We start from the raw sequence: 25,088 nt of genomic DNA on the forward strand, positions 1-25,088 counted from the left end.
CCTATTTTCTCCTATAATCTATACAATATTCATTTATCGGACAAGTAAGGCAAATCGGATTTCTAGCCTTGCAAATTGCCCTACCATGGGTAATAAGTTGTTTATGCGTCAAATTCCAACGATTTTTATCAATATTTTCCATTAAATCTTTTTCAGTAGATATAACATCTTTGCCATTAGCAAGTCCTATTCTGTTTGAAACTCTAAAAACGTGAGTATCAACAGCAAAAGCAGGTATACCAAAAGCATTAGCTAAAACTACATTTGCAGTTTTGCCTCCTACTCCTGGTAGACTTATAAGTTCTTCTTTTGTTCTTGGAACTTGTCCGTTAAATTCTTTTAATAAAATTTCACTTGTTTTTTTTATATTTTTAGCTTTGGTTTTGTAAATTCCGATAGATTTTATCCAATTTTCAAGCTCATCTATTTCCATCTTATAAAAATCTTCTGGAGTATTTGCCACTTTAAATAGCTTACTTGTAACTTCATTTACTCTTTTGTCTGTACTTTGTGCTGAAAGCATAGTTGCTATAAGAGCTTCGAAAGCAGTCGAAAATTTTAATAGATTCTTTGAAGGATCTGGATAATTTTTGTCTAAAATATTTAAAACTTCTTTAATTTCACTTTTACTTAAAATAATATCACCTTTTCCTTTAATAAAACTATACTCTTCTTGTATTGTTATTTACATATTTATGAATTTTGGATTAAATGGTATAATATTACTTTAGAATAGGGAGTGTATAATGTTTAATTTAAAGAAGAAAAATATTAAAGATATAGATTTACTTTTGCTTTTATCGACAATTGCCTTAAGTGTATATGGACTTATAGTCCTTTTATCTGCTTATGGAGGAAATATTTCTGCTATTAGAACACAGTTAATATCAACAATAATTGGATTCATTGCCATAGGAATTTTATGTACAATGGATCTTGATGTAATAAAAAGATCTTTTCGGGTAATTTACGGAATTTCTATTGTCCTATTGATATTAACTTTGCTAATAGGTAGAGGATTGGATGCCTGGGGAGCAAAATCTTGGATTTATATTGGTTCATTTTCTATACAGCCATCAGAAATTGTAAAAATTTTATTGATATTTTCATTTGCCGCTTATCTTGACAAATATAAATTGACCATTAATGAGCCAAAAAGATTAATTTTAAGTTTGATTTTTGTTGGATTTCCAGTTGGTTTGATTTTATTACAACCAGACTTTGGTACAGCTATGGTTTATTTGTTTTTCATAGCCGCCATGCTATTTGTAGCAGGCATTTCTTGGAAGTGGATAATAATTTTGTTATTAGCAGGGCTAGCAGCTGGATTTATTATTTTTACCAACTTATCCGGATATAGAGCCGATAGAATAGAAAACTTTCTAAATCCTAATAGAGATACTTCAGGATCTAACTGGCAACAACAGCAAGGGCTTATTGCTATTGGATCTGGAATGTTAAATGGTCGTGGATACATGAAAGGAACTCAATCTCAATATGGTTATATTCCGGAAAAAGAAACAGATTTTATATTTTCTGTTCTAGCTGAAGAATTGGGATTTATAGGAGCTATAGTTCTAATTGTACTATTTGCTATAGTTATTTTAAGATTAGTTAAAATAGCAAAAAGTTCACGCAACACTTTTGTTACTAATATGGTAACTGGAATTGCCGCTATGCTTTTTATCCATATTTTTGAAAATATAGCTATGACGATTGGACTTATGCCAGTAACTGGTATTCCTTTACCTTTTCTATCTTCTGGAGGAACCTTCCAGCTAATTTGTCTTTCTGAAATTGGATTAGCACTTTCAGCATCCATGCAAAAATCTATAAAAGATCCTGACATCCTAGATTATGATACTATTTCTTTGGTAGATTTAAGCAAAATATCAATATCAAGTAAAAGAAACATAAAAACACCGAGCATTTAATTGCCGGTGTTTTTTGTTAGTTTTCTATCTTTTACCATTTTCGTCTTTGCAAATTCTTCTCTTTCCTTTTCTTCTATAAGGGAAGATATCTCCTTTATAGTTTCTTCAAGTTTTGGTATTTGTACCTTCTCTAAAGAATTTACTTTTTTACTTGTCTTTTTTATTTGCCTATCTAAATTATTGATTGTTGTATCAATTTCTGCAAGTTTTAATATTTTTTCTTTTAGCTCATTAAAAGAAAGTAACGCTCTATCAAAACTAGGATTAGTTTCATAAAACGAATATGATAATGAAAGTTTTGAAGGCACAAAGTCTATATCATAAACTTTTGTTTGCATAAATTCACTTTCCTTTAGACTAATACTGTTATCTACTGGTATAAGTCTTGATATATCTGCAAGCTTTGATTCTCCCATGGTAACCATAGATTTCTTGAAATTTTTTCTAACTTTCTCAAGACTCTCGTTTACCTGGTCATTAAGTTCATTTCTTTGCTTAATTTTGCTATCGTGAGCCTTTATTAAAGCTTTTCTTGATTTATCCAATATATCTAAACCAGTATTAAGGAGTTTAAGTTTATCTTTTGAAGCTATTAAATTAGCTTTGGTTGGCGCTGTAGATTTAATTTCCATACTACTTACCTATAAACTTATCCAAATTTTCTGGACTTACTCTGTGAAGTTCGGTTCTTGGTAAAATGCTTAAAATTTCCCAACCTAAATCAAGGCTTTTTTCGAGTTCTCTATTTTCAGTAGGATCTTGTGATAAAAATCTTTTTTCAAATTCATCTCCAAATTCAAGATACTTTTTATCAATTTCTGATAAATCTTCTTCACCTACAATTTGAGAAATATTTCTAACTTCACCAACTCGAGAATAAGATTCATAAATTTGATTCATCAAGTCCTCATGGTCAGCTCTAGTATAACCTTCGCCAATTCCATCTTTCATAAGTCTAGATAATGATGGCAAAACATTAATAGGCGGATAAATACCTTTGTTAGATAGCGATCTGTCTATTACTATTTGCCCCTCAGTAATATAACCAGTCAAGTCTGGAACAGGGTGGGTTATATCATCATTTGGCATGGTGAGTATTGGTATAAGAGTTACTGATCCTTTCTCTCCCCTAATCATTCCTGCTCTTTCATAAATTGTCGCCAAGTCTGAATACAAATATCCTGGGTAACCCTTACGAGAAGGAACTTCTTGTCTAATTGAAGAAACTTCACGTAAAGCTTCTGAGTATGAAGTCATATCTGTAATAATTACCAAAACGTGGTAGCCTTTTTCATAAGCCAAGTATTCGGCTGCTGTTAAGGCACATTTTGGTGCTATTAATCTTTCCATAATTGGACTATCGGCAAGATTTTGATACATTACAACCTTATCACGAACTCCAGCCTTATTAAAAGCATCTTCAAAAAACATTGCTTCATCTTTTTTTATTCCCATGGCAGCAAAAACAAAAGCAAAGTCCTCATCAGTTTTTAGCTTTGCTTGTCTAACGATTTGAGCAGCAATTTGGTTGTGAGATAAACCATAGCCTGAAAATATTGGTAATTTTTGTCCACGTATTAAGGTTGTTAGTGTATCGATTGCAGAAATACCAGTTTGGATAAAATCTCTAGGATATTCACGAGAAACTGGATTTAATGGTTCTCCCTCAATGGAATATTTTTTTTCTGCATAAATTTCTCCACCATTGTCAATTGGACGAGCTAGTCCATCAAAAGTTCTTCCTAGAATTTTTTCATTTAATGGTATAGCTAGTGGCTTCTCTTCAAAATTAATGACTATATCATCTAAGGAAAAATCTTCAGTATTGCCAAAAACTTCGACTGAAATAGTTTCATCATCAATTTTTACAACTTGTCCTACAAAATCCATACCAAGAGCATGAATTGAAACTACCGCATTGTAGCTTACATCAGAAACATTTTCTATTTCTATGATGGAGGATTCGATTTTTTTAACTTTTGTGTATTCTTTCTTCACTAGTTAATCCTCCCTTCCAATGAGATAAAATAATTTTCAATCTCATTATTTAGATTTATAAATTTATCCAAATCATCGTTTGCAATGGTATATTTCATCTGTGTTATCTGATTAATCAAACTTGAATTGTATAAGTCTTTGTATGTTACTCCATTTTTGATAGCTGAAGTTGAATATTTTAGGTAATTTTTTATAACTTCCAGCATTCTAATTTGCTTTTCTAAAGGAACATATTTATCAATGTCGTTATAGGCATTTTGTTGCAAGAATGCTACTCTTATAAGTTCAGCTACATCTAGGAAATTTTTTTGATTATCTGATAAAGCATCTTTACCTACTAGCATTAAAATAGATTTTATTTCTTCTTCTTTTAGCAAAACATTCATAAGCTCATTTCTTATTGCAATTATATCAATGCCAGTTTTTTCAATATAATATGATTTAATTGTATCTAGGTAATTTGAATATGAGGTCAACCAGTTTATTGCCGGATAATGACGGGAATAAGCAAGTTTTCTATCAAGGCCTAAAAATACATTTACACTTCTTCTGGTATTTTCTGTAACTGGTTCTGAGAAATCTCCACCTGATGGAGATACAGCACCTATTATTGTAACTGACCCTTCTGAGCCATTTAAATTTGTAAAATATCCTGCTCTTTCATAAAATTGAGAAAGTCTGCTTCCCAAATATGCAGGATAACCTTCTTCTGCTGGTATCTCTTCAAGACGACCAGATATTTCACGCAAAGCTTCTGCCCATCTAGATGTAGAATCTGCCATTAAAGCTACATGGTAACCCATATCTCTAAAGTATTCAGCAATTGTAATTCCTGTATAAATACTAGCTTCACGAGCTGCTACGGGCATGTTTGAGGTGTTTGCTATAAGAATCGTTCGCTCCATTAGACCATAACCAGTATTAGGATCTATTAATTCAGGAAATTCTTCTAGTACTTGTGTCATCTCATTACCACGCTCTCCACAACCGATGTAAATAATAATATCAGCATCAGAATATTGAGCTAGTTGGTGTTGAAGCATAGTTTTTCCTGTTCCAAAACCTCCTGGTATAGCAACAGTTCCACCCTTAGCTATAGGTAAAAATATATCTAAAACTCTTTGACCTGTGTTAAGTAATAACTCAAGTGGTCTAATTTTTTTTACTGGTCTTGGAACTCTTACTGGCCAATATTGATAAAGTTTTAATTCCTTATCGCCTTCTTTTGTAGACAATTTTACAATAGTATCTTCAAGAGTATAAGAGCCTGAAGCTTTAACATCGATTACAGTTCCATCAAAACTGCTCATAAGCCTATGCTCTATCGTTTTTGTTTCCATAATGGTAGCGTAAATATCACCATTGTGAATTTGATCACCTTTGGATACTTTTATTTCTACATCCCATTTTTTTTCATCGTCTAAATTTTCAAAACCAATTCCTTGCGGAATAAAAGCTCCATGCTTATCTTTGATTTTTAGAAGTGGTCTTTCTATTCCATCGAACATATTTTTCAAAAGACCTGGTCCAAGTTTTACAGAAAGAGGTCTACCAGTAGAAATAACTTCTTCGCCACTGGATAATCCAGATGTATCTTCATAAACTTCTATTGTAGCAAGTTCTCCTTCTACAGAAATAACTTCACCAATTAATTTTAGTTTACCAACAGAAACCATCTCTCGAATTTTAAGTTTTCCTGCATTTTTTGCTGTAACAACAGGTCCATTTATTGTTTTAATTATTGGATTCATTAAAACTCTCTCTTTCAATCAATTTGTACAAAGTTTTACCAATTTCATATTTTTTATCTTTGATACGTTTTAGATAAGTTTTGTTGTATTGGTAATTGCCCTTGGTTGATTTTAATATAAAGCCACCAAGATATTTATCATCCATAATACCTATATTTGGATAATCAAGATAATTAGCATCTGATTTTTTTACCAAAATTAGATAATCATTTGGATCTTCTTTTAGATTATTTATGGTATTATCAATACTTTCTTTTAAATTATCTTTGTACTCATCAGTTTTTGTATAATTTTCTAACTTTTCTTCTATTTCTTCTATCAAATCATTAAGTAGTAATTCTTTGTGGGAATAAAAATTAGTTTTTTGTTCTTCTTCTAGTTTTGAAATTTTTTCATTTGCTCTTATTTGAGCGAAATTCCTTCTTGCTATCAAAGATTCTTCTAAATCTTTTTCTAATTTTTCCTTTTTTTCTTCAATTTGATTACTATTGACAATTGTTGAATTATACAATTGATCTTCACTTTTTGCTTTTGCTTCACCCCAAACCATTTTTCTAAAGCTTGTAAGTTTTGCATTTAAATCGAGCATAATACCCTCCTATCAACCATCTATTACTACAATTAAGGGAATGCTTTCTTTTTGTTTATATAAGCTAAGTTCTTTATTAATCCATTCTTCAATTGTTCTTGTTAGTATTAAAACTGCCAAGTTTTCATCTTTGATTGAATTTTTAAACATTTCTTTTGCTTCGCTTGTATTTTTAACAAGCTTCCCTTCAATAGATCCTAATCTAAACATAACTATTAGACTAGGGTCATTAGTAAGTATTCTTGCTTTCATTTTATGCGTTTAAAATCATTATAGAGATTATAACACCAAAGATAGCAATACCTTCTGCTAGACCAACGAAGATAATTGTACGACCTAATATAGATTGGTCTTCAGAAATTGCTCCAAGTGCTGCAGATCCTACATTACCTACTGCAAATCCTGTACCAATAGTAGCAAGACCAGTTGATAATGCAGCACCTATATATTTTAATCCATCAGCACTACTAGCAGCAGCACCTCCTGCAGCTATTGAATTTGCTGGCAAAAGTAATATTATAATCATCGCCATTATTGGGACAAAGGTGAATAGGTTAATTTTTAACGCTTTTCTAATTTTATTTTTTGATGAATCTTCATTTGTTTTTAATAAATACAAACCTGAATAAATTGTTATAGCAACAACTGCTAATGCTAAAAATGCAATATTTTTTATCATAATTTTCCTTACTTTCCTTTTTTTAATTATTTATTTACTAATTGGTCTAAATAAACGACCATTTCCTTCGTAATACTTACTAAACATTTCATAAAATTCTAGTCTTAGTCCTTGGATACCTACAATCATGCCTTCTAGACCTATTATAAATATATTTCCAATTACCAATATTATAAAGCCCTTGACACCACCACCAATAAGTTTTGCCATAACTTCAAAAGCCATATACAAACCAACGTGGTTTATGGCAAAGGCTCCAACTCTTGTAAAGGATACAAGATTTGAAAATACTGATAGTAGAGCTTCTATAACTGAAAACGAACCTTCGAGATAGTAATCTCCCTTTGCTTGGTCATATAATCTTTTGTTTCCTTCTAACTTTCTTGCTATAGGTTGTTTAAATATTATCATCACTATAGAAAGTATAAGCAAGATTAGGCCAATAGTTTTTGGAATAGGACCTATATTTACAACTGCAAGAACTATAATGATAAATGCTGTCATCATCATAAGCCCTGCAAGCCCTTCTTTGCCAAAGATACCTTCTTCAATGTTTTTTTGAAGGTGGACTTTGTTATAGATACCGATTATATATGAAATCACCATCAAAGTCACACCAAATGCAACTGAAGCAATTAGGACTGTCATAATGTTATCAAATGGTTTTATCAGCAAGGCAGGGATCAAATCTTCTCTACCAAAAAACGAACCATACATTAGCCCAAATACGGATGCTGATATACCAATTCTCTTTAATAAGGCTCCAAAAGTTTCATTTTTCTTTGATAGCCAGAAACCAAGTCCTAAGAATACTAAACCTTGACCAAGATCACCAAACATTAGCCCATATAAAAGCATATAAGTTATGGCAAAAAATGGTGTTGGGTCAATCTCATTATAAGATGGAGGACCGTACATATTTACCATATATTCAAAAGGTTTTACAAAAGGATTGTTTTTCAACCTTGTTGGCGGCTGTTCACTAACTTCTGAAACTTCTTTGCTATTAATAAGTGTGTTTTTATGTTTGCTTTCTAGTTTTTGAAAACTCTCAAGTTTACTTTCTGGAACCCAACCTGAAAGATAAAAATAATCACTTCCATGAGCCATGTTATTTTTTAAATCATTAGCTTTTTTGCTGTAATCCAAGCTATAAGGAATATTTTCTAGTAAATCTTGATAGTTAGCATTTATACTTCTAATCTCTTTATCAATCTCATCTAGTCTTTGACTTGTTTTAAATCTTTCATCGTCTATAGAATCAATTAAAAAATCTTTAGGTATTTCCTTATCAATAAAACCGAGTGTATTTATAGATCTGGAAACGTCCTCTCTTACTTTTTCGGGATAAATTAATAAGTAATTTTCTTCATTTGATTTTACATATTGATTATTTTTATTTCTCTTTGGCGGACTTTCTCCCCCTTTATATTCGTATTTATTACTAATTAGAGTGTTAGGATATTTTTCCCCAAGTTTTTCAAAATCCTCCAATTTACTTTCAGGAACTTTCCCTGATAGGTAGAAATACTCATTCCCATGAGCCATATTATTTTTTAGTTCTTCAGCTTTATTATTGTAATCCAATGTGTAAGGAACGTTATCTAAGATTTCTTTATTGTCACTTTTTAATTTTTTAGTTTCTCTGCTTATTTCATCAAGTTTTTTTGTTGTAGAAGATTTTTCATCATCCAAATACTTCTTAGAAGATTCTTCTGGAGTATCTTTATCTAAAAAACCGAGAGTATTAATGGATCTAGATACATCTCCTTTAACTTGTTTGGGATATATTAATAAGTAACTTTCATCATCAGCTTGTTTATAAGACTTATAGTCTACGTTTTTGTCTTTATTATTAAGCATTTGATTTTTAGAAGTCATTTCCTCATCTGGATATTTATTTTTCATAATTTTAACTTCCTTTATTCATTTATAACTAAAATCTATATTCATATCTTATAGTTACTTGTAACATACTTTATACTTGCATTCTTATCTGCATTTAATAAATTAAAGTTTTAAATCCTTATCATTAATTATAGACTCAACGACATCTTCAACTACTTCCGCCTTGTATTTTTTATATATTTCATCCATAAAATCAATTTTTGATTGATAATCTAAGTTGATTTTCTCGATCTTGACATCTGCATCATCTAAAATTTCTTTATAGATTTTTTCTGATAAATCTTTATTCTTAGAATTATATTCTTGATCTAATCTTAAACTTACATTTCTTGTATTGATTATTTCATCGTTAAGAATTTTTTGTGTTTGAACTTCTAGCTTATCGGTTGTTTGATCAAGAGAATAAATATCATCCAAAGCTCTAAGATTGGCATTATCTATCCTACCATCAAGGTGAATTATAAGAGATGGTATATTTTCATAATTATTTTTTAATATAAAACGACCATCTTCTGAAACTGACCCATACCTATAATCAAAATATTTTAAATTTTTTACTTTTTCAATATCAATTTTGTATTCCTTCAACAATTCTACATTTTCAGAATAAACATCGAGTATTTTTGATTTTTCTTCCAATTCTTCTTTTTCTTTTAGCAAAGATTTTAATTTGTCATATAATTCGTTGATTTGATTTTTATCAACTAACTTTTTATTAGAACTTTCATTTAGATCCAAAGATTCTTTTAATTCTTTGAGTTTTTCAATAAAATCGTCGGAATCTTCTTTGTCAAAACCTGAAAGTTCATTGATATCTTCAGTTATATTGACATTTTCTGCTGAAGCTTTGATATTAAAGTTTCTGTTAGTCACTTGGTTAAAAGCATCAACTGGTTCAATATCCCCAATTTCTATTACATCTTCAAGGAATTTATCCAGATTTTTTAGCTCAGAAACCATATTGACTAAATACATTTTTTCTACTGCCATAATTACCTCACAATCAGATATTCTAAACGCTCATCAATTGAAAAACTATCGTCCATTTCAATCAAAGCATCAATATTTTCTCCACTAATAAAAAGAATATTCATAGCAGAAATGACATATAAAATGTCTGACTCTTCCTTAGTTATCTCACTTTGATAGAGCTTATATTGGTATTTCCTAAATTCTTTATGAATATTATTTTCATTTTTGAAAATTCTTCTATATTTACCAGCACTAACATATTTTAATAAATCTTCTATTGGTAAGATCGATAATTCTTTTAACCTTTTGCCATTAAATTTGTTGCCTCCAGCTATAAGATAATTAAATATACCATAATCATCAATGTCATAGAAATTTTTTAATCGATAAATCATTTGAAAATTAGCTAAATTAATCTCTTCTCCAATAAAGTTTAAAATCTTATCTTTTTCATTTCTAGGAAATTTTTTCCCTAACTTAATTAACGATCTATAATAATATTTCATCAATGAGTTTGATAATAAAAATATCAAATTATCCTTTTGCATATTCTTATTTAAAAATGGTAAAAGAGTTCTGTAATATTTACTTTCTTTGTTTGATTCTACAAATTTTTCCAGATCCATATCTTCTTGTAAAATAAAATTTTTACTAAGAGGATTTGCCAGAAAATCCAGATAATTTCTTGTAAAATTTTCATTTACTAAGGCTTCTATTATTTCTTGCAAAAATAATATTTCATATTTTGAGAAATAAAGGTTAAAGAAGTCGCTTTCGATGCCTTGAAGAAAATAGTCAATACTTTTTAACTCATCAAAAATATATCTAAAATTGCTTCTTTCAATCGTTCTTTTATCCATGCTTTGATCAATTGAAGGATTTTTTTGGGATATGATATCAATTTTTTTATTATAATCATTTTCTCTAGCAAGATTTAGAAAAAATTCATTATCTGGAATTTTTCCCAACTTTGCTTTAGCTTTTACTACTACATCTCTCATTTTAATCTCCTTTAACATAAGAATGATAACACTGTATTTAATGCAATTAAAGGATTATAAATAATTTCTATTAATAATAACTTAATTGTTTTCTATTTAATCAAATCTCCTGATATGGTAAAAGAAGTATTATCTCTTATCTTGACATCTATAAATTTACCTATTAAATCTTTGCTAGCTTTGACATGGCATAATTTAAAGGTATCAGTGCGACCTGTCATTATTTCAGAGTTATTTTTTGATTCTGATTCTATTAGAACTTTAACAGTTCTTCCTATATATTCTTTATTTTTTTGATAAAATATCGGATATAATTCATCTAAAAGCCTTTGAAACCTATCTTGTACTATCTCATCGTCAATTATCGGAAGTTTTGCTGCAAGAGTTTTTGGTCTTGGACTGTACTTAAATGTAAAAGCCGAATCAAATTGAACTATTTTACATGCTTCTAAGGTTTTTTGAAAATCTTCTTCAGTTTCTGTTGGAAATCCTACAATTATATCTGTTGATAGAGCGATTCCAGGAATTTCTTCCTTTAATTTATTAGCTCTTTCTATATATTTTTCGATTGTATATTTACGGTTCATCTTCTCTAAAACTTCGTTTGAACCAGATTGCATCGGCAAGTGAAAAAAATTACATATATTATCATTATCACGCATAACATAAATTAGCTCATCTGAAAGATCTTTAGGATGACTTGAAGTAAATCTAAGTCTTTCAACACCTTTTATTTTTGCTACTCTATTTAATAATTCTGGGAAAGTAAAACCATAGTTAGTCTTATTTCCGTATGAATTAACATTTTGTCCTAAAAGTGTAAATTCTTTATAGCCTTGATCCACAAGATATTCAATTTCCTCTATTATTGAGTAAGGTCTTCTAGATTCTTCTCTACCACGTGATTGTGGAACTATGCAATATGAGCAAAAATTATCACAGCCTCGCATAATATTTACATAAGCTTGAAAATTATTGGTCGAATTATATTTTTCAAAATCATCTTTGCCATAATCTGTTGAAATATCTATAACTCTTTGACCAGTTTCAAGATATCTATAAATTAGATCAGCTAAGGAATTGATATTTTTTGTTCCAAAAACTATGTCAACCTCTTTATGTTTATTAACAATAACTTCTCTTGCAGTTGAAGTTTGCATCATACATCCAGAAACAGCTATTATTTTTTCCGGATGTTCTTTTTTTAGTTTTTTTAAGGATGAAACTTGTCCATATAGCTTTAGTTCCGCATTCTCTCTTACTAAGCAAGTATTAAATAATATAAAATCAGCACTATTTCTATCAGAAGTATAAGTATAACCTAGATCTTCCAAGATATAGGATATTCTTTCAGAATCATGCTCATTCATTTGACAACCAAAAGTAGTTATATTATATTTTTTTCCTTTGAAATATTCTAAATATTTTTCTTTTAATTCCATCTATTCCTCATTTAAAAAGAAGATGACTTAAATCATCTTCCTTTTATTAACATTTTATTTTTATAATGCTTCGTTGTTTTCGTCAACTTCGTTATTTTCTTCAATAGCTTGTTCTTCTTGGTTAGAAGTTTCATCATTAGATTCACTTGCTATTAAATCAGAACCACCTTGTTCAAACAAAGCTTGTTCAAGAAGGTTTCCTAAGTTGTTGTTTAGGTCAGCATCAGAACTAAAGTTTTGACTGTGATCTTTTTCAACTTTTCTTCTTGGTCTATTGTTAGCTTTATTTTCTCTTCTAACTTTCTTTTCTGGTCTTGCTGGAGCTTCTTGTAATTGTTTAATTGATAAACCAATTTTTTCAGCTTCTTTATCTATAGAAATAATTTTAACTTCGATTTCTTGATTTATATTTAATTCATCTGATGGTTTTTCAACATGATCCCAAGATATTTCTGAAACGTGAACCAAACCTTCAACGCTATCAGCTAATTCAACAAAAGCACCAAAGTCAAGTAGATTAACTACTTTTCCTTTTACTACATCCCCAACTTCGTGGCTGTTTACAAATGCTTCAAATGGTTTTTCTAGTAATTGTTTACGTCCAAGAGAGATTCTATTTTTCTCTTTGTTTAATTTTAGAATTTTAACCTCTATACTATCTCCAACGTTAAGAACATCAGAAGGAACCTCTACTCTTGACCAAGCGATATCAGAAACATGAAGTAATCCATCTAAACCATTTACTTCAACAAAAGCACCAAAATCTGTTAGTCTTGCTACTTTGCCTTCTATAACTTGACCTTCTTCAAGTGATTCCCATTTTTCTTCTAGTTCATCTTCTAAAACATCTTTTCTAGATAATACTAGTCTATTTTTTCTTTCATCTATTGATAATATTTTAAGTTCCCAAGTTTCACCTACAAACTTTTTGAAATTTTTTACAAAGTATGTAGCTATTTGACTTGCTGGTATAAAACCTTGGATGCCATTAACTTCTGCAGTTAATCCGCCTTTATTTGAACCTATAATATGACCTTCAACTATTTCGTCATTTTCGAATTTTTCAATAAGTTCTTTCCAAGCTTTCATTCCTTGTACTCTTCTTGTTGATAATGAAACATTTCCTTCACCATCATCAAGCTTAATTACGTACACATCAATTTCATTGCCAATTTCAAAATGATCTTTTGGATTTTCTCTTTCTTCTTCTGTCATTTCGTCTAATTTTACAATTCCATCTGCACGATATTGAATATCAACAAAAACCTCATCATCTTTAACATCGATAACTGTTCCTTTCACAATATCCTTTGGATAAACTTTCTTAAAGCTATCCTCAATAGAATTCATAAAATCTTCTTTTGTAAATTCGTCCATTTTACTTACTACCTCCTCAATAATCTCATCAGGTGTGGATGCACCTGCGATTATTCCAATTTTTTTAAATTCAGAGAGCTTTTGCAAAGGTAGATCTTTAACAGTCTCAATCCTAAAAACATTTTTATTATATGAACTAGCAACATCAAAAAGCTTGTTCGTATTAGAACTATTAAAACCACCGACTACAATCATGCAATCTACTTCTTTAGATAAATCTTTGCAAGATTCTTGCCTTAATCTAGTAGCCTTGCATATTGTGTTATCTATTACTACACTACTATCATTATTTTCTTTTAAGAAGTTCGCAATACAATAGTAAAAGTCCTCTCTATTTGTCGTCTGAGAGACTACATAGATAGGCTCCTCACTTTTAATATTTTTTGCTTCAGTCTCATCTTTTATTATTATACCATTTTTTATATAAGAGTCCATAGCTTTTATTTCAGGATGGTCTTTATTTCCTACAATTACAATTTGATATCCTTCATTTTCTTTTTGAATTATTTTTTTGTAAATATTTTTAAGGACAGGACAAGTTGCATCTAGCACTTCATTGTTGTTTTCAATTAAAAGATTTTTAAAATCTTCGCTTTCTCCATGAGCTCTAATTATTATAAGAGAATCTTTTATTTTTAAAGCTTCTTCATTGGTTATAACTTTAATTCCTTGATTTTCCAGGGATTTCACAAGCTGTGGATTATGAACTAATGGGCCAATGCAATATTTATCTTTCTTGCTTTCAAGTGCTTTTTTTGCTAAGTCAACCGATCTTTTTACCCCAAAACAAAATCCAGAATTATTTGCTATTATAATTTCCATCTTTACTGCTTTCTAATTTTTCATTATGACTTTGATAAATTTTATAAAATAATTCATCTGTCATTTTTGCCATTGCTTCTTTTGATTTTAATGGCAGATATTTTTCTACTTCAATTGCTTTATTAATATTTATATAAGTTTTTCTAAAGGGTTTAAATGTAGAAATTATTTCAACGGGGATTATGTCACATATTGCCTTTAGAGCAATGTATGTTACACCCTCTTTCATATTTTCTCTATCAATATTTTTTGTTCTTGTTCCTTCCGGCATTATTCCAAGAATTTTATTTTCTTTTATCAATTTTATTGAATGTTTAAGACTTGCCATATCTCTGCCATCTCTTTGAACAGGAAAAGCCCCTAAGTATTTTACGGCACTTCCAATGATTGGCCAATCGAATATTTCTTTTTTTGCCATAAAATGTATGGGATCTTTGATTACTATTGCTAAAAAAACTGGATCCCAATTGGATTTATGATTAGAACAGAGTATATAGCCATTTTCTTTTGGCAAATTTTCATAACCATTTATTCTAATCCTGAAAATAGGCCTAATAATTATTTGTAATATTTTTTGTAAAATTTTATAAAACATCTTCTTTTTCCATATAAGAAATTATAGTTTGTAATGTCTGATCTATACTTTGTTTAGAATTGTCAATTTCTATGGCATCGCAAGCTTTTTTTAGTGGAGAAATTTCTCTTGAGGAATCATATAGATCTCTTTTTATTAAAGCTTCTTCAATTTCTTTTAGACTTTGCTCAGATTCTTTTTGTAAGAATCTTCTTTTAGCCCTTTCTTTTGTGCTTGCAGTTAGGTAAAATTTGTATTTGGCTTTTGGAAATACGACTGTTCCAATATCTCTACCATCAACTACAAAAGATTTTGTGCTTGCTATTTGTCTTTGCATAGCTACTAACTTTTCTCTAACAATTTTATTTGCTGAAACCCAGGAAGTGTTTTGAGTAACTAAATCAGTCCTTATAAGATTTTCTATATTTTCTCCGTTTAAATAGATTTCATTATTAATAAAATCTATGTTTATTTTATTTAGAGCTATTGAAATTTCACTTTCTGTAGAATTTTCTTTAATATTATTGTCTAAAAAATATTTACTAACTGCTCTATACATTGAACCAGTATTTAAATATTCTATTTTTAAAATTTCTGCTAGTTTTTCAGAAATTGTAGATTTGCCAGAACCACTTGGTCCATCAATTGCTATAATATATGTCATAAGTCCTCCTTTATGGAACTTTGGGCCTGATAGGCAGTTGTAAATGCCAATTGTAAATTATAACCACCAGTTAATCCATCTATATCCAAAACTTCTCCTATAAAATAAAGTCCTTTAACAAATTTAGATTGCATAGTTTTGGGATCTATCTGACTAATATCAACTCCACCTTTTGTAATTATCGCAGTGTTAAAAGCTCCAAATCTATCAAATTCCAAAGTGAAATTTTTAATAGTATTTATAATTTCCAATCTTTGTTTTTTGTTAATTTCATAGGCTTTAAGATTTTCGTTGATATTTAATCTTATTAAAATCACCTCTGCAAGAGAAGCTATAAGAAAGTTTTTTAAGATATTTATTATATCTTTTTTAGGATTTTCATTTAGAACTTTTATTAATTTTTTATCCAATGTTTTGTAATCATCTTCAGATAAATCGAGCTTTATAGAATTTATTTTGCTAGACATAGTTAAAGATGATAGATTTAAAACTATTGGTCCAGAAATGAATTTATTTGTTAATAAAACTGAGCCTTTTTTTGAAAATATATCTTCATTTGTTTTAATTGTAAGCTTCACATTTTCTAAAGTTACAGCCTTTAGATTACAAAGGTCCTTATCTTTAAAAAATATCGGAACTAAGGAAGGAAATGTTTTTGTAATATTGTGGTTGAATTTTTTTGCAAATTTAAAGCCATCTCCTGTTGAACCAGTGTTAGGATATGAAAGTCCTCCTGTGGCTATGATAACAATATCAAATTCATAGCTTTTATTTTGAGTTTTTACAATAAAATTTTTATCCTTGATTATATCTATAACTTCTTGCTTTGTAATAAGTTTGACTGATTTTTCTTTGATTTTATTTTCAAAAAATTTAATTACATCTTTAGCTTTTTCTGATTTTGGAAAGACTCTATCGTCATCTTCTGTAATTAAATCCAAGCCATTTTTTGTGAAAAAGTCAATTGTAGCAAAGTTATCATGTTTTGAAAAAGATGAGTAAAGGAATTTTTTATTTGAAACTATATTTTCTAAAAATTCGTTATAAGTTTTGGTATTTGTAAGATTACATCTCCCATTTCCAGTTATCAGAATTTTCTTTCCAATTTCATCGTTTTTTTCCAATATAGTGACATCTGTATTTGCATTTTTTAAATTAATCGCGCAATAAAGTCCACTTGCTCCTGCACCAATGATTCCAATTTTTTTCATATTTTATTTTTAATAAGTTTTACAAATTCCATTTCTTTTTTATCAAAAACTTTGTAAGAAGTAAGTTTAAGACCATCTAGATTAATTGCACCAATTCTTATCCTGCAAAGGTCAGTTACATTTGATCCTAAAGTTTGAAACATTCTTCTAATTTGTCTGTTATAACCTTGTTTTATAATAACTCGGTAGGTATTTGTTCCAATTAATTTAAGGTAAGAATTGCAAGTTATTTCACCATTTCCTATATCTAGACCATTTTTAAATTTTTCTTCATCTTTTTTTGACAAAATCCTATCTACTTTTACAATATATTCTTTGCTTATCTCATGACTAGGATGAGTTAAAGCATTAGCAAAATCCCCATCATTTGTAATTATCAAAAGTCCATGACTATCTTTATCAAGCCTTCCTGCTGCAAAAAATCTTTGATCCATAAATATCAGATCATTTAGATCTTTTTTGTTGTGAGGATCAAAATTGCTGGTTATAAAGCCTATAGGTTTGTTTAATTTGTAATAAAAATGTTTTTCTATTTGCAAAATTTGGCCGTCAACGCTTATAACATCATCATCTTTTGTATCATAAGAAAAATCTTCTAAAATTTTTCCATTTACTTTAACCTTGCCTGAACTTATAAGTGAATCCGCTTTTCTTCTAGAACAAAATCCTGATTTTGCTATGTATTTATTAATTCTCATTGTTTATTTCTTCTTGATTTTCTATTTTGGGTAATTGTGATAAATCTTCTAAATCAAAATATCTTAAAAACAAGTCACTTGTTATATAAATTATCGGTCTTCCAATTTTATCAAGCCTACCATTTTCCAAAACCAGTCCCTTTTCTATCAAATTATCGATAGATCTTTGTGAATTTACTCCCCTAATTTTATCAATTTCGACCCTAGTTATGGGTTGTTTGTAAGCAATTATAGAAAGAGTTTCAAGGGCTGAAGAGCTTAATTTTTTTGGAGTATTTTCTACAAATTTCTCAAAATACTTGTGGTGCTTATTCCTACTTACAAGTTGATAAGTATTGCCAAATTTTTTTAAAAGCAAGCCACTTTCATTTTTTTCTCTTTGTAAGCTCATATCATTTAGGGCTTCTATTATTTCTTTTTTGCTTGCCTTTTCGATTATTTGACATAGATCACTAATATCTAAAGGTTCACCCCACACATATAAGATTTCTTCTATAAGTCCTTTTAAATACTCTTTTTCCATTATTTCCTACAATCTTTTTTTTATATAAAATTTGTTGCCCTTATCCTGCAGTAAATATATTTCGTCCAATTTGAAAAGCTCTAACAAAGCCAAAAAACTAGCTATACATTCACTTTTATTGTGAATATCATTTATAATTAAATCTAATCTTAATTCGCTTCTTATGTCTAATGCTTTCCTATAGTTTATAAGATAATCATTTACATCAGGCAATTTACTAATCGACAATAATTCTTTGCTATCTGGAGTTTCATCGAAACTTTTTAGTAGCTTTTCATATTGTTTTGCTAAAATTTTAGCGTCAGCAATAATTATTTCTTCATTATCCAAAAATTGACTGAGATCTTCTTGATATTTTGAATATATTTTATTTGCCTCATCTTCAAGATATTTTAAATCTTCTTGGACTGATTTAATTTTTTTATAATCAATTAGGTAGTTTATAAAATCTTCTTCAAGATTTTCCTCGTCATCTTCCTGTGGCAACAATTTTCTCGATTTGATATTTAGTAAGATTGCAGCCACATAAATAAATTCACTTAAATCGTCTATCTGAGGATCTAATTTCTCAATTTCTTTTAGATATTCATTTGTAATTTCTTCTAGTTTGATATCATAAATATCAATTTTATTTTTTTCAATAAGATTTACCAGCAAATCAAAAGGGCCAGTAAAGCCCTCTAGTTCAATCTTTAAATTCATTTTTTAATTTCAAATTCTTAGCATATTGGATGGCAATTACGGTTTTAGCATCTGTAATTTCACCATTTAATACCATTTCCCATAAATCATCAATATTATATGATTTTGCAATGAGATTTTCATCTTCATCTTCTTCTAGTTTTGATTCTTTAAGCTCACTAGCTTTAAAAAATGATAATTTGTCATTGGTAAAACCAGGTGATGAGTGCATATTGAATAAAAAGTCTATTTTTTCTGGATAATAGCCAATTTCTTCTTGAAGTTCTCTTTTTGCAGCTTCGATTGGCACTTCGTTGCTTTCAACTAAACCTGCTGGTATTTCAAGGGTTACTTTATCAATTGCTATCCTATATTGTTTTACTAGCCATAACTTATTTTCACCATCAAAAGCTATTATTCCTACACCTTTTTGGTGATCAACGATTTCTCTTTTGGAATATTTTTTGTTATAAAGCTCAACAGTGTCGACTCTAAGTTTTAAAATTTTTCCATCGTAAATAGTATCAGATTTAATAGATTTTTCATAAAATTTATCTTCACTCATTTATTAACTCCTGTGCCATTGTAAGCATTTCACTTGCAGATGCAATTGTTTTGTTAGTTATATTTACTCCACCAATAAGTCTTGCAATTTCCTCTACTCTATCTTTATTTTCGATCTTTTTTGTGCTTGAAATTGTAAAGTCCCCCTCATCTTTCTTACTGATTAATAGGTGATTATTGGCCAAAGCTGCTATTTGTGGTAGGTGACTTATTGAAATTACCTGTCTAGTTTTAGATAAATCAAGTATCTTTTCTCCTACTATTTGAGCCGTTCTTCCTGAAATTCCTGTGTCGATTTCATCAAATATCATGGTGTCAACATCATCAAAATCAGCAAAAATTTCTTTAAAAGCTAACATAATTCTTGAAATTTCGCCACCTGAAGCTGTATCTTGCAAAGATTTTAAATCTTCTCCCTTATTAGTTCTTATTAGAAAATCAACATCATCAAAGCCATTTACATCAATTTTGTCTTTTCTTGAAATTTTAATTTTTAATAGACCGTTTTTGATATTTAACTCTCTTATAGATTTATTTATCTTCTCTTCAATAATCTTACTTTTTTTGTTTCTAATTTCATGTAATTTAAGCGCATTTTTTTCTAATTTGCCATCAATTTCGTTTATGAATTTGTCAAGATTATTCTTTAGATCGTCAATTTCGTTTAGTTCTTCTAATCTATTAGAAATATTATCATAGAAGTTTAATATATCTTCTATGCTGTGACCGTATTTTCTCTTTAGCTTAAAAATTATTTCCATTAAATCTTCAAGCTCTTGTTGTCGATAGGGATCACCTACGAGATTTTCTTCGTATAAATCCATTTCAGAATATATATCGCCTATTTCATCATTTAATGAGGATAATCTATCGTAAAAAACACTTAATTTTTCATCAAGGTTTGTAAGAGCTGATAATTCTGTCATAGATCTATTTATCATTTCTGTTGCAGATATTGTATCATAATCAGATGAATCTAAAATATTTTTCGAATTTTCAATAGCTTCTCTAATCTCGTTAATACTAGTTAATTTTTTGTATTCCTCATCTATTTCTTCTTCGTTAATATTTGATAAATCTACTTGATCAATTTCAAAAATTTGATATTCTATTAGGTCGCGCTCTCTACTAATTTCCTCATCAGTTAAATTCAAATTCTCAAATTTTTCTATATATTCATTTCTTTGACCAACTAGTGATCTTATGGTTTTTTTTAAGTCAATGGTTTCTTTATCGTTTGAATAACTATCAATTAGATAGACGTAATTTGACTTATTCATAAAAGCATTTGAATCGCCTTGCTTATAAATATCAATCAAAATTGGGGCTATTTCTCTTAAACTTGTTAGATTTGCTATTCTTCCATTAATTCTAAGTGTTGATGATTTTTTTCCTATTGTTCTATTAATTATTAGCTTATTGTCATCTTCATCAAATATTATTGTGTTATCTTCTAAAATTTTTTTATTTTTTTCATCTAAGATAAATATTCCCTCAATAGTTGTTTTCTCAGAAAATCTACCGATAACATCTTTATTCACTTTTTTCCCCAATAACAAATTAATGGCTTCAAGTATTAGAGATTTCCCTGATCCAGTTTCTCCAGTAAGTACGTTAAAGCCATCTTCAAAAATTATATGATTTCTTTTTATAATTATAAAATTATCTATAAAAAGTTCTGCTAACATTATTTAACCATATCTCTAATTTGTTCTATTAGTTGATCTAAATTAGAATAGTCTTTTGGGCTTATAAAAATAGTATCTATGCCAGTTACCATTCCACCAACATTCTCTAACTTTGCATTTGTTATAAATTGTCCACATACAGTTGCGCAATAAGATATTGTTTTAATTACACAAAGCTGTGCTGATTTTTCTACCGATAGCACTGATTCTTTGAATATTTTTTCCATTCTTTCATTTAAGGTATCATAAACTGTGTCAACTACTGTGTATTTATACTCATAATCATCTGTTTGTACTTTTGATATTCTTAGTTCTTTGATATCCCTTGATATTGTAGCCTGAGTTGCATCTACTCCGTGGCTTTTTAGCATTTTAGATAATTGACTTTGAGTTTTCACTTCATTGTTTTGTATGATATCAAGAATTAATCTTTGTCTTGTGTATTTTTTCATCTTCAATCCCTACATATCTCTTTTAGTTAAATAGTCTATTAGCTCAAGCAAAAAATCGTTATCATCAAAATCAACGATACTTAATCTTGCTATTTTATTTTCTTCTTCTAATAAATTTATAGCATCTTCTTTATCTAATATATTTAAAATATTTAATTCACCTTTGTAATTTTCTTCTAGCAAATCATCTTTGATCTGATATCCTAGGCCAATAGCTTTGGCATAGTTCTCTAATTTTATTAATTTATCTTCTGATAAATCCAATATTAGACCAGGACTTACTAGGCTTACCCTAAATAAATCGGCAGTTTTTTTATCATAGACTTTAAAGATATAATCTTTTGTGGCTTTTATATCTCTTTTTAGATCCAAAACTTGGCCACCTAACATTCCTTTGTATCCTGCATGATCTAAAAGATATTTTGATGCTTTTATATATGACTTGTTTTCTAGAGAAATTTCAAAAAGCAAAGAAGCTGCTTCATTTAATAGAGCATCCCCTGTTAATACTGCAATGTCCTCGCCAAATTTTGTATGTACTGTAGCTTTTCCTCTACGAAGATCATCATTATCCATACATGGCAAATCATCGTGAACCAAAGAATAGGCATGAACCATTTCAAGAGCTAAAGCAAATAAAATATCAGTATCTTCTATTGTTTTTCCAAGCATCTTAAGAGTTTCTAAAAAAATAGATGCCCTTATCCTTTTTCCACCCTCCAAGGCATAATCCATAGGAGTTTCTAGATTATAATTTCCATTAAAATAAGTTTTTATTTTATTATCGATTATTGATTTGTTTTCATTAATTCTTTGTTCAAATTCAATATTATTCATCTATATCTATCACTTCAATTTTTGCCTTATAATCGTCTAGTTGCTCACTCAATTCTTTGTATAAATCTTGGGCTTTCTGGTAAATTTTTATACTTTCTTCTAAGTTATCTTCGTTATTTTCAAGTTTTGTCAACAAATCTTGCATTTGTTTATATTTATCATCAAATGATTTATCCATTATCAATAACCGCCTTTATGCTTCCATCTGAGAAAGTAATTTCAATTACTTCTCGATCTTTCACAGAGAATCGTGAATAAATTTCTTCGCCATTTTTATTTTTTATACTTATTTGTTTTTTTCTAAGTTCAATTAAATTTTTACTAGCTTCTAACCTAGCCTTGATAAGCTTAAGTTTCAATTTTTCATCTTTAAATCTATCTTGTATGTCTTTATCGATATAAGTCTTTAAAATCTTAATACTATTTTCTAATTCCAGAATTTTTCTATAAGGATTTTTATAGGATAAGTCTTTGGATAAAACATTCAATTTAAGTGTATATAAATTTATTTTTCTTTGAACAACAGCTTGGATTTGCCTTAAATATTTTTTATATTCGACTTCTATATCCAAATAATTCCTACTGATAAAAGAACCAGCTTCGGTTGGGGTTTGCAAAGACTTATCTGCTACTAAATCGATAAGAGTGGTATCGATTTTATGACCTATTGCCGAGATAATCGGAGTTTTTGCCTTAAAAGCAGATTCAATAATTTCTCTACTGTTAAAAACAGACAAATCTATGTCTGAGCCACCGCCCCTAGTTATAACTATTGCATCTAAAGATAATTGATCTAGATATTCTAAAGATTTACAAATTTTGCTAACAGCTTTTTGGCCTTGTACTTTTACTGGTAGTAATTTGATCGTAATATCGTTAGGTTTTTGATTAATGACAGAAATAAAATCAACAATCGCAGCGCCATCAATTGATGTAATTAAGCCAATTTTGTCGGGAAAATCTTTAATCTCTTTTTTATTATTTTCGTCAAAATATCCCTTATTATTAAATTCCTCTTTCATTTTTAAAAATTTAAGATATTGCTCTGATAGACCATCTTTGTCTACAGAATTGACTGCTATTGTTAGTCTTGAGGAATAATTATTTAATAATAGATTACCTTTAACAACTACATCCATGCCATTATTAAAATCAAGGCTAATATCACTAGTTTCATAATAATAAATGACGCAATCAATTATATCTTCATCTTCTTTTAATGAAAAATATAAGTGATTGCCATTATTTCTAATATTATAAACACTACCTTTGATATAAACTCTAGATAAAATCGGATCATGTTTGATGCTTGTTTTTATATATTCATTAAATTGTTTGACACTTAAAGCTTTTAACATTATGATCTTACAATTTTCCCTAAGACTGAATTAATTATTTGATAATCATTGTCGTTGCAATAAGTTTTAGCTAGTTCAACAGCTTCGTTTATTGATACTTGGTGAGGAATATCCATAAAATATATTTCGTTTACCGAAAGAAATAAAATGGATTTTTCAACTTTTGAAAGCCTATTGTATCTTTTTTTTAGATGGTTTTTGAGAATTTCTTCTATCTTTTCATAGTTTTCGTTGTATGAATTTATAGATTCTCTTATAAACGTTTCTTCTGATAAATTATGATTTTCTAAAACTTTGTCTAAATTTTCAATTTTATTAATGCTATCTTCGTAAATGAGCTTAAATATCCAATCTCTTTGTGTCTTTCTATTCATTAGATTTCAAGTTTTCCCACATTAACATTTATGCGACCAACAGTAAGACCAGTCATAGATTCAATAACTCTTTTTACATTTTCTTGGATCTCTTTGACAATCTTTCTTACATTTACATTTTTGCTCAAATTTATAGTCAAATCGATATTAATTTTCTCGTCTAATTGATTTACAAGTGCTTTAGGTTCTAGGTCTTTGTGGTTAGTTGTTACAGATGAATCCTCTAAATTATAAACACCATTTACTTCTTTGCAGGCTCTTATAGCCAATTGCTCAAGTATTTCATTTGCTATTTTTACATTGCCATGTCTAAAAGAATTAGCCATCTATTTCTCCTTATACTCTTGATAAATAATCTCCAGTTCTTGTATCAATTTTTATAACATCACCCTCATTTACAAAAATTGGAACATTAATTACTGCTCCTGTTTCAACTGTAGCAGGTTTTGTAACATTTGTTGCTGTATCACCCTTGATTCCTGGTTCAGTTTCGATAACTTTTAATTCAACAAAATTTGGTGCATCGACATTAAATGGTTTTCCTTGGTAGAATTTTATTTGAACAGAATCATTTTCTTTTACATATTTTATAGCTTCTTCAACAGCTTCATATTCAATACCAATTTGTTCAAAACTTTCTGGATCCATAAAATAATAAAGTTGTCCATCGTTGTATAAATATTGCATTTCTTTGGTTGAAATTATTGCGTTTTCAAATTTTTCATTTGGATTAAAAGTAACATCTTTTGTTCCTCCAGCCATTACTGATCTAATTTTTGTACGAACAAAAGCAGCTCCCTTACCTGGTTTAACGTGTTGGAAATCAATTACTTGATAAACATCATTATCATAAACAAAGGTAACACCTTTTCTTAATTCATTTGCAGATATCATAAATCCTCCTAATATTTTCTCACATTATTATACCATATTTTGTATTTTATTGGTACTAGAATTTATAAATATTTATGATTTTTATATAATAATTAGG

The 25,088-nt window shown here is 28.9% G+C and carries 28 protein-coding genes; 1 reads left to right on the top strand and 27 read right to left on the bottom strand.

Going from position 1 to position 25,088, the window contains the following annotated elements; all coding sequences use genetic code 11:
• Nucleotide 1 precedes the first annotated feature (1 nt).
• On the bottom strand, nucleotides 2–640 hold the full coding sequence (nth, locus tag GAN53_RS07955) for an endonuclease III (RefSeq protein ID WP_151410572.1): 639 nt from the start codon (nucleotides 638–640) through the stop codon (nucleotides 2–4).
• 106 nt (nucleotides 641–746) lie between these two features.
• Here nth and rodA point away from each other — a divergent pair, with 106 nt between their 5' ends.
• Nucleotides 747–1,934 carry a rod shape-determining protein RodA gene (gene rodA / locus GAN53_RS07960; protein WP_151410573.1) on the top strand — a complete coding sequence of 396 codons (1,188 nt, stop codon included), beginning with the start codon at nucleotides 747–749 and terminating at the stop codon, nucleotides 1,932–1,934.
• Here rodA and GAN53_RS07965 read toward each other — a convergent pair.
• From GAN53_RS07965 to efp, 26 genes are all read right to left on the bottom strand, one after another.
• On the bottom strand, nucleotides 1,931–2,566 hold the full coding sequence (locus GAN53_RS07965) for a V-type ATP synthase subunit D (protein WP_151410574.1): 636 nt from the start codon (nucleotides 2,564–2,566) through the stop codon (nucleotides 1,931–1,933). The genes rodA and GAN53_RS07965 overlap by 4 nt on opposite strands.
• Nucleotide 2,567: 1 nt before the next feature.
• A complete protein-coding gene (locus tag GAN53_RS07970; RefSeq protein WP_151410575.1) occupies nucleotides 2,568–3,932 on the bottom strand; it encodes a V-type ATP synthase subunit B in 1,365 nt (454 codons plus the stop codon).
• Complete coding sequence (locus GAN53_RS07975) at nucleotides 3,932–5,683, bottom strand: V-type ATP synthase subunit A (RefSeq protein WP_151410576.1); 1,752 nt, start codon at nucleotides 5,681–5,683, stop codon at nucleotides 3,932–3,934. The genes GAN53_RS07970 and GAN53_RS07975 overlap by 1 nt, the downstream gene beginning before the upstream one ends.
• A complete protein-coding gene (locus GAN53_RS07980) occupies nucleotides 5,667–6,272 on the bottom strand; it encodes an ATPase (RefSeq protein ID WP_151410577.1) in 606 nt (201 codons plus the stop codon). Before GAN53_RS07980 ends, GAN53_RS07975 begins: the two co-directional genes overlap by 17 nt.
• A 12-nt stretch (nucleotides 6,273–6,284) precedes the next feature.
• Complete coding sequence (locus GAN53_RS07985) at nucleotides 6,285–6,524, bottom strand: V-type ATP synthase subunit F (RefSeq protein WP_151410578.1); 240 nt, start codon at nucleotides 6,522–6,524, stop codon at nucleotides 6,285–6,287.
• A gap of 1 nt (nucleotide 6,525) precedes the next feature.
• Nucleotides 6,526–6,951 carry an ATP synthase subunit C gene (locus GAN53_RS07990; protein ID WP_151410579.1) on the bottom strand — a complete coding sequence of 142 codons (426 nt, stop codon included), beginning with the start codon at nucleotides 6,949–6,951 and terminating at the stop codon, nucleotides 6,526–6,528.
• 30 nt (nucleotides 6,952–6,981) lie between these two features.
• A complete protein-coding gene (locus tag GAN53_RS07995; RefSeq protein ID WP_225791850.1) occupies nucleotides 6,982–8,859 on the bottom strand; it encodes a V-type ATP synthase subunit I in 1,878 nt (625 codons plus the stop codon).
• 102 nt (nucleotides 8,860–8,961) lie between these two features.
• On the bottom strand, nucleotides 8,962–9,849 hold the full coding sequence (locus tag GAN53_RS08000) for a hypothetical protein (protein WP_151410580.1): 888 nt from the start codon (nucleotides 9,847–9,849) through the stop codon (nucleotides 8,962–8,964).
• A gap of 2 nt (nucleotides 9,850–9,851) precedes the next feature.
• On the bottom strand, nucleotides 9,852–10,832 hold the full coding sequence (locus tag GAN53_RS08005) for a V0D/AC39 family V-type ATPase subunit (RefSeq protein WP_192574103.1): 981 nt from the start codon (nucleotides 10,830–10,832) through the stop codon (nucleotides 9,852–9,854).
• Nucleotides 10,833–10,924: 92 nt separating this feature from the next.
• Entirely contained in the window at nucleotides 10,925–12,274 is a 1,350-nt protein-coding gene (gene miaB / locus GAN53_RS08010; protein ID WP_151410582.1) for a tRNA (N6-isopentenyl adenosine(37)-C2)-methylthiotransferase MiaB, read from the bottom strand.
• 60 nt (nucleotides 12,275–12,334) lie between these two features.
• Nucleotides 12,335–14,473: a bifunctional 4-hydroxy-3-methylbut-2-enyl diphosphate reductase/30S ribosomal protein S1 gene (locus tag GAN53_RS08015; RefSeq protein WP_151410583.1), complete on the bottom strand. Its 2,139-nt coding sequence runs from the start codon at nucleotides 14,471–14,473 to the stop codon at nucleotides 12,335–12,337.
• Nucleotides 14,451–15,068, bottom strand: coding sequence for a lysophospholipid acyltransferase family protein (locus tag GAN53_RS08020; protein WP_151410584.1), 618 nt, complete (start codon nucleotides 15,066–15,068; stop codon nucleotides 14,451–14,453). Before GAN53_RS08020 ends, GAN53_RS08015 begins: the two co-directional genes overlap by 23 nt.
• Nucleotides 15,058–15,711, bottom strand: a complete 654-nt coding sequence (gene cmk, locus GAN53_RS08025) for a (d)CMP kinase (RefSeq protein ID WP_151410585.1) — start codon at nucleotides 15,709–15,711, stop codon at nucleotides 15,058–15,060. The genes GAN53_RS08020 and cmk overlap by 11 nt, the downstream gene beginning before the upstream one ends.
• Entirely contained in the window at nucleotides 15,708–16,922 is a 1,215-nt protein-coding gene (locus GAN53_RS08030; RefSeq protein ID WP_151410586.1) for an NAD(P)/FAD-dependent oxidoreductase, read from the bottom strand. Before GAN53_RS08030 ends, cmk begins: the two co-directional genes overlap by 4 nt.
• Nucleotides 16,919–17,620 (bottom strand): pseudouridine synthase, encoded by a 702-nt coding sequence (locus tag GAN53_RS08035; RefSeq protein ID WP_151410587.1) that lies wholly within the window; start codon nucleotides 17,618–17,620, stop codon nucleotides 16,919–16,921. Before GAN53_RS08035 ends, GAN53_RS08030 begins: the two co-directional genes overlap by 4 nt.
• Entirely contained in the window at nucleotides 17,610–18,143 is a 534-nt protein-coding gene (gene scpB / locus GAN53_RS08040) for an SMC-Scp complex subunit ScpB (RefSeq protein ID WP_151410588.1), read from the bottom strand. The genes GAN53_RS08035 and scpB overlap by 11 nt, the downstream gene beginning before the upstream one ends.
• Nucleotides 18,144–18,149: 6 nt before the next feature.
• Nucleotides 18,150–18,845, bottom strand: a complete 696-nt coding sequence (locus GAN53_RS08045; protein ID WP_151410589.1) for a segregation and condensation protein A — start codon at nucleotides 18,843–18,845, stop codon at nucleotides 18,150–18,152.
• Nucleotides 18,829–19,389: an NUDIX hydrolase gene (locus GAN53_RS08050; RefSeq protein ID WP_151410590.1), complete on the bottom strand. Its 561-nt coding sequence runs from the start codon at nucleotides 19,387–19,389 to the stop codon at nucleotides 18,829–18,831. Before GAN53_RS08050 ends, GAN53_RS08045 begins: the two co-directional genes overlap by 17 nt.
• Complete coding sequence (gene recN / locus GAN53_RS08055) at nucleotides 19,382–21,076, bottom strand: DNA repair protein RecN (RefSeq protein ID WP_151410591.1); 1,695 nt, start codon at nucleotides 21,074–21,076, stop codon at nucleotides 19,382–19,384. The genes GAN53_RS08050 and recN overlap by 8 nt, the downstream gene beginning before the upstream one ends.
• A complete protein-coding gene (locus tag GAN53_RS08060) occupies nucleotides 21,076–21,528 on the bottom strand; it encodes an arginine repressor (protein ID WP_099320584.1) in 453 nt (150 codons plus the stop codon). The genes recN and GAN53_RS08060 overlap by 1 nt, the downstream gene beginning before the upstream one ends.
• Nucleotides 21,529–21,537: 9 nt before the next feature.
• A complete protein-coding gene (locus GAN53_RS08065; RefSeq protein ID WP_151410592.1) occupies nucleotides 21,538–22,365 on the bottom strand; it encodes a polyprenyl synthetase family protein in 828 nt (275 codons plus the stop codon).
• Nucleotides 22,358–22,543 carry an exodeoxyribonuclease VII small subunit gene (xseB, locus tag GAN53_RS08070; protein WP_151410593.1) on the bottom strand — a complete coding sequence of 62 codons (186 nt, stop codon included), beginning with the start codon at nucleotides 22,541–22,543 and terminating at the stop codon, nucleotides 22,358–22,360. Before xseB ends, GAN53_RS08065 begins: the two co-directional genes overlap by 8 nt.
• On the bottom strand, nucleotides 22,536–23,723 hold the full coding sequence (xseA, locus tag GAN53_RS08075) for an exodeoxyribonuclease VII large subunit (RefSeq protein ID WP_151410594.1): 1,188 nt from the start codon (nucleotides 23,721–23,723) through the stop codon (nucleotides 22,536–22,538). The genes xseB and xseA overlap by 8 nt, the downstream gene beginning before the upstream one ends.
• Nucleotides 23,723–24,097 (bottom strand): transcription antitermination factor NusB, encoded by a 375-nt coding sequence (gene nusB, locus GAN53_RS08080; protein WP_151410595.1) that lies wholly within the window; start codon nucleotides 24,095–24,097, stop codon nucleotides 23,723–23,725. Before nusB ends, xseA begins: the two co-directional genes overlap by 1 nt.
• Nucleotides 24,097–24,423: an Asp23/Gls24 family envelope stress response protein gene (locus tag GAN53_RS08085; protein ID WP_151410596.1), complete on the bottom strand. Its 327-nt coding sequence runs from the start codon at nucleotides 24,421–24,423 to the stop codon at nucleotides 24,097–24,099. Before GAN53_RS08085 ends, nusB begins: the two co-directional genes overlap by 1 nt.
• 10 nt (nucleotides 24,424–24,433) lie before the next feature.
• The gene (efp, locus tag GAN53_RS08090; RefSeq protein WP_151410597.1) at nucleotides 24,434–24,991 is read right to left on the bottom strand and encodes an elongation factor P; all 558 of its coding nucleotides are present in this window, start codon (nucleotides 24,989–24,991) and stop codon (nucleotides 24,434–24,436) included.
• Nucleotides 24,992–25,088: the final 97 nt, after the last annotated feature.

Origin of the sequence: Anaerococcus sp. Marseille-P9784, from assembly GCF_902500265.1 — a bacterium.
Lineage (GTDB): Bacteria > Bacillota > Clostridia > Tissierellales > Peptoniphilaceae > Anaerococcus.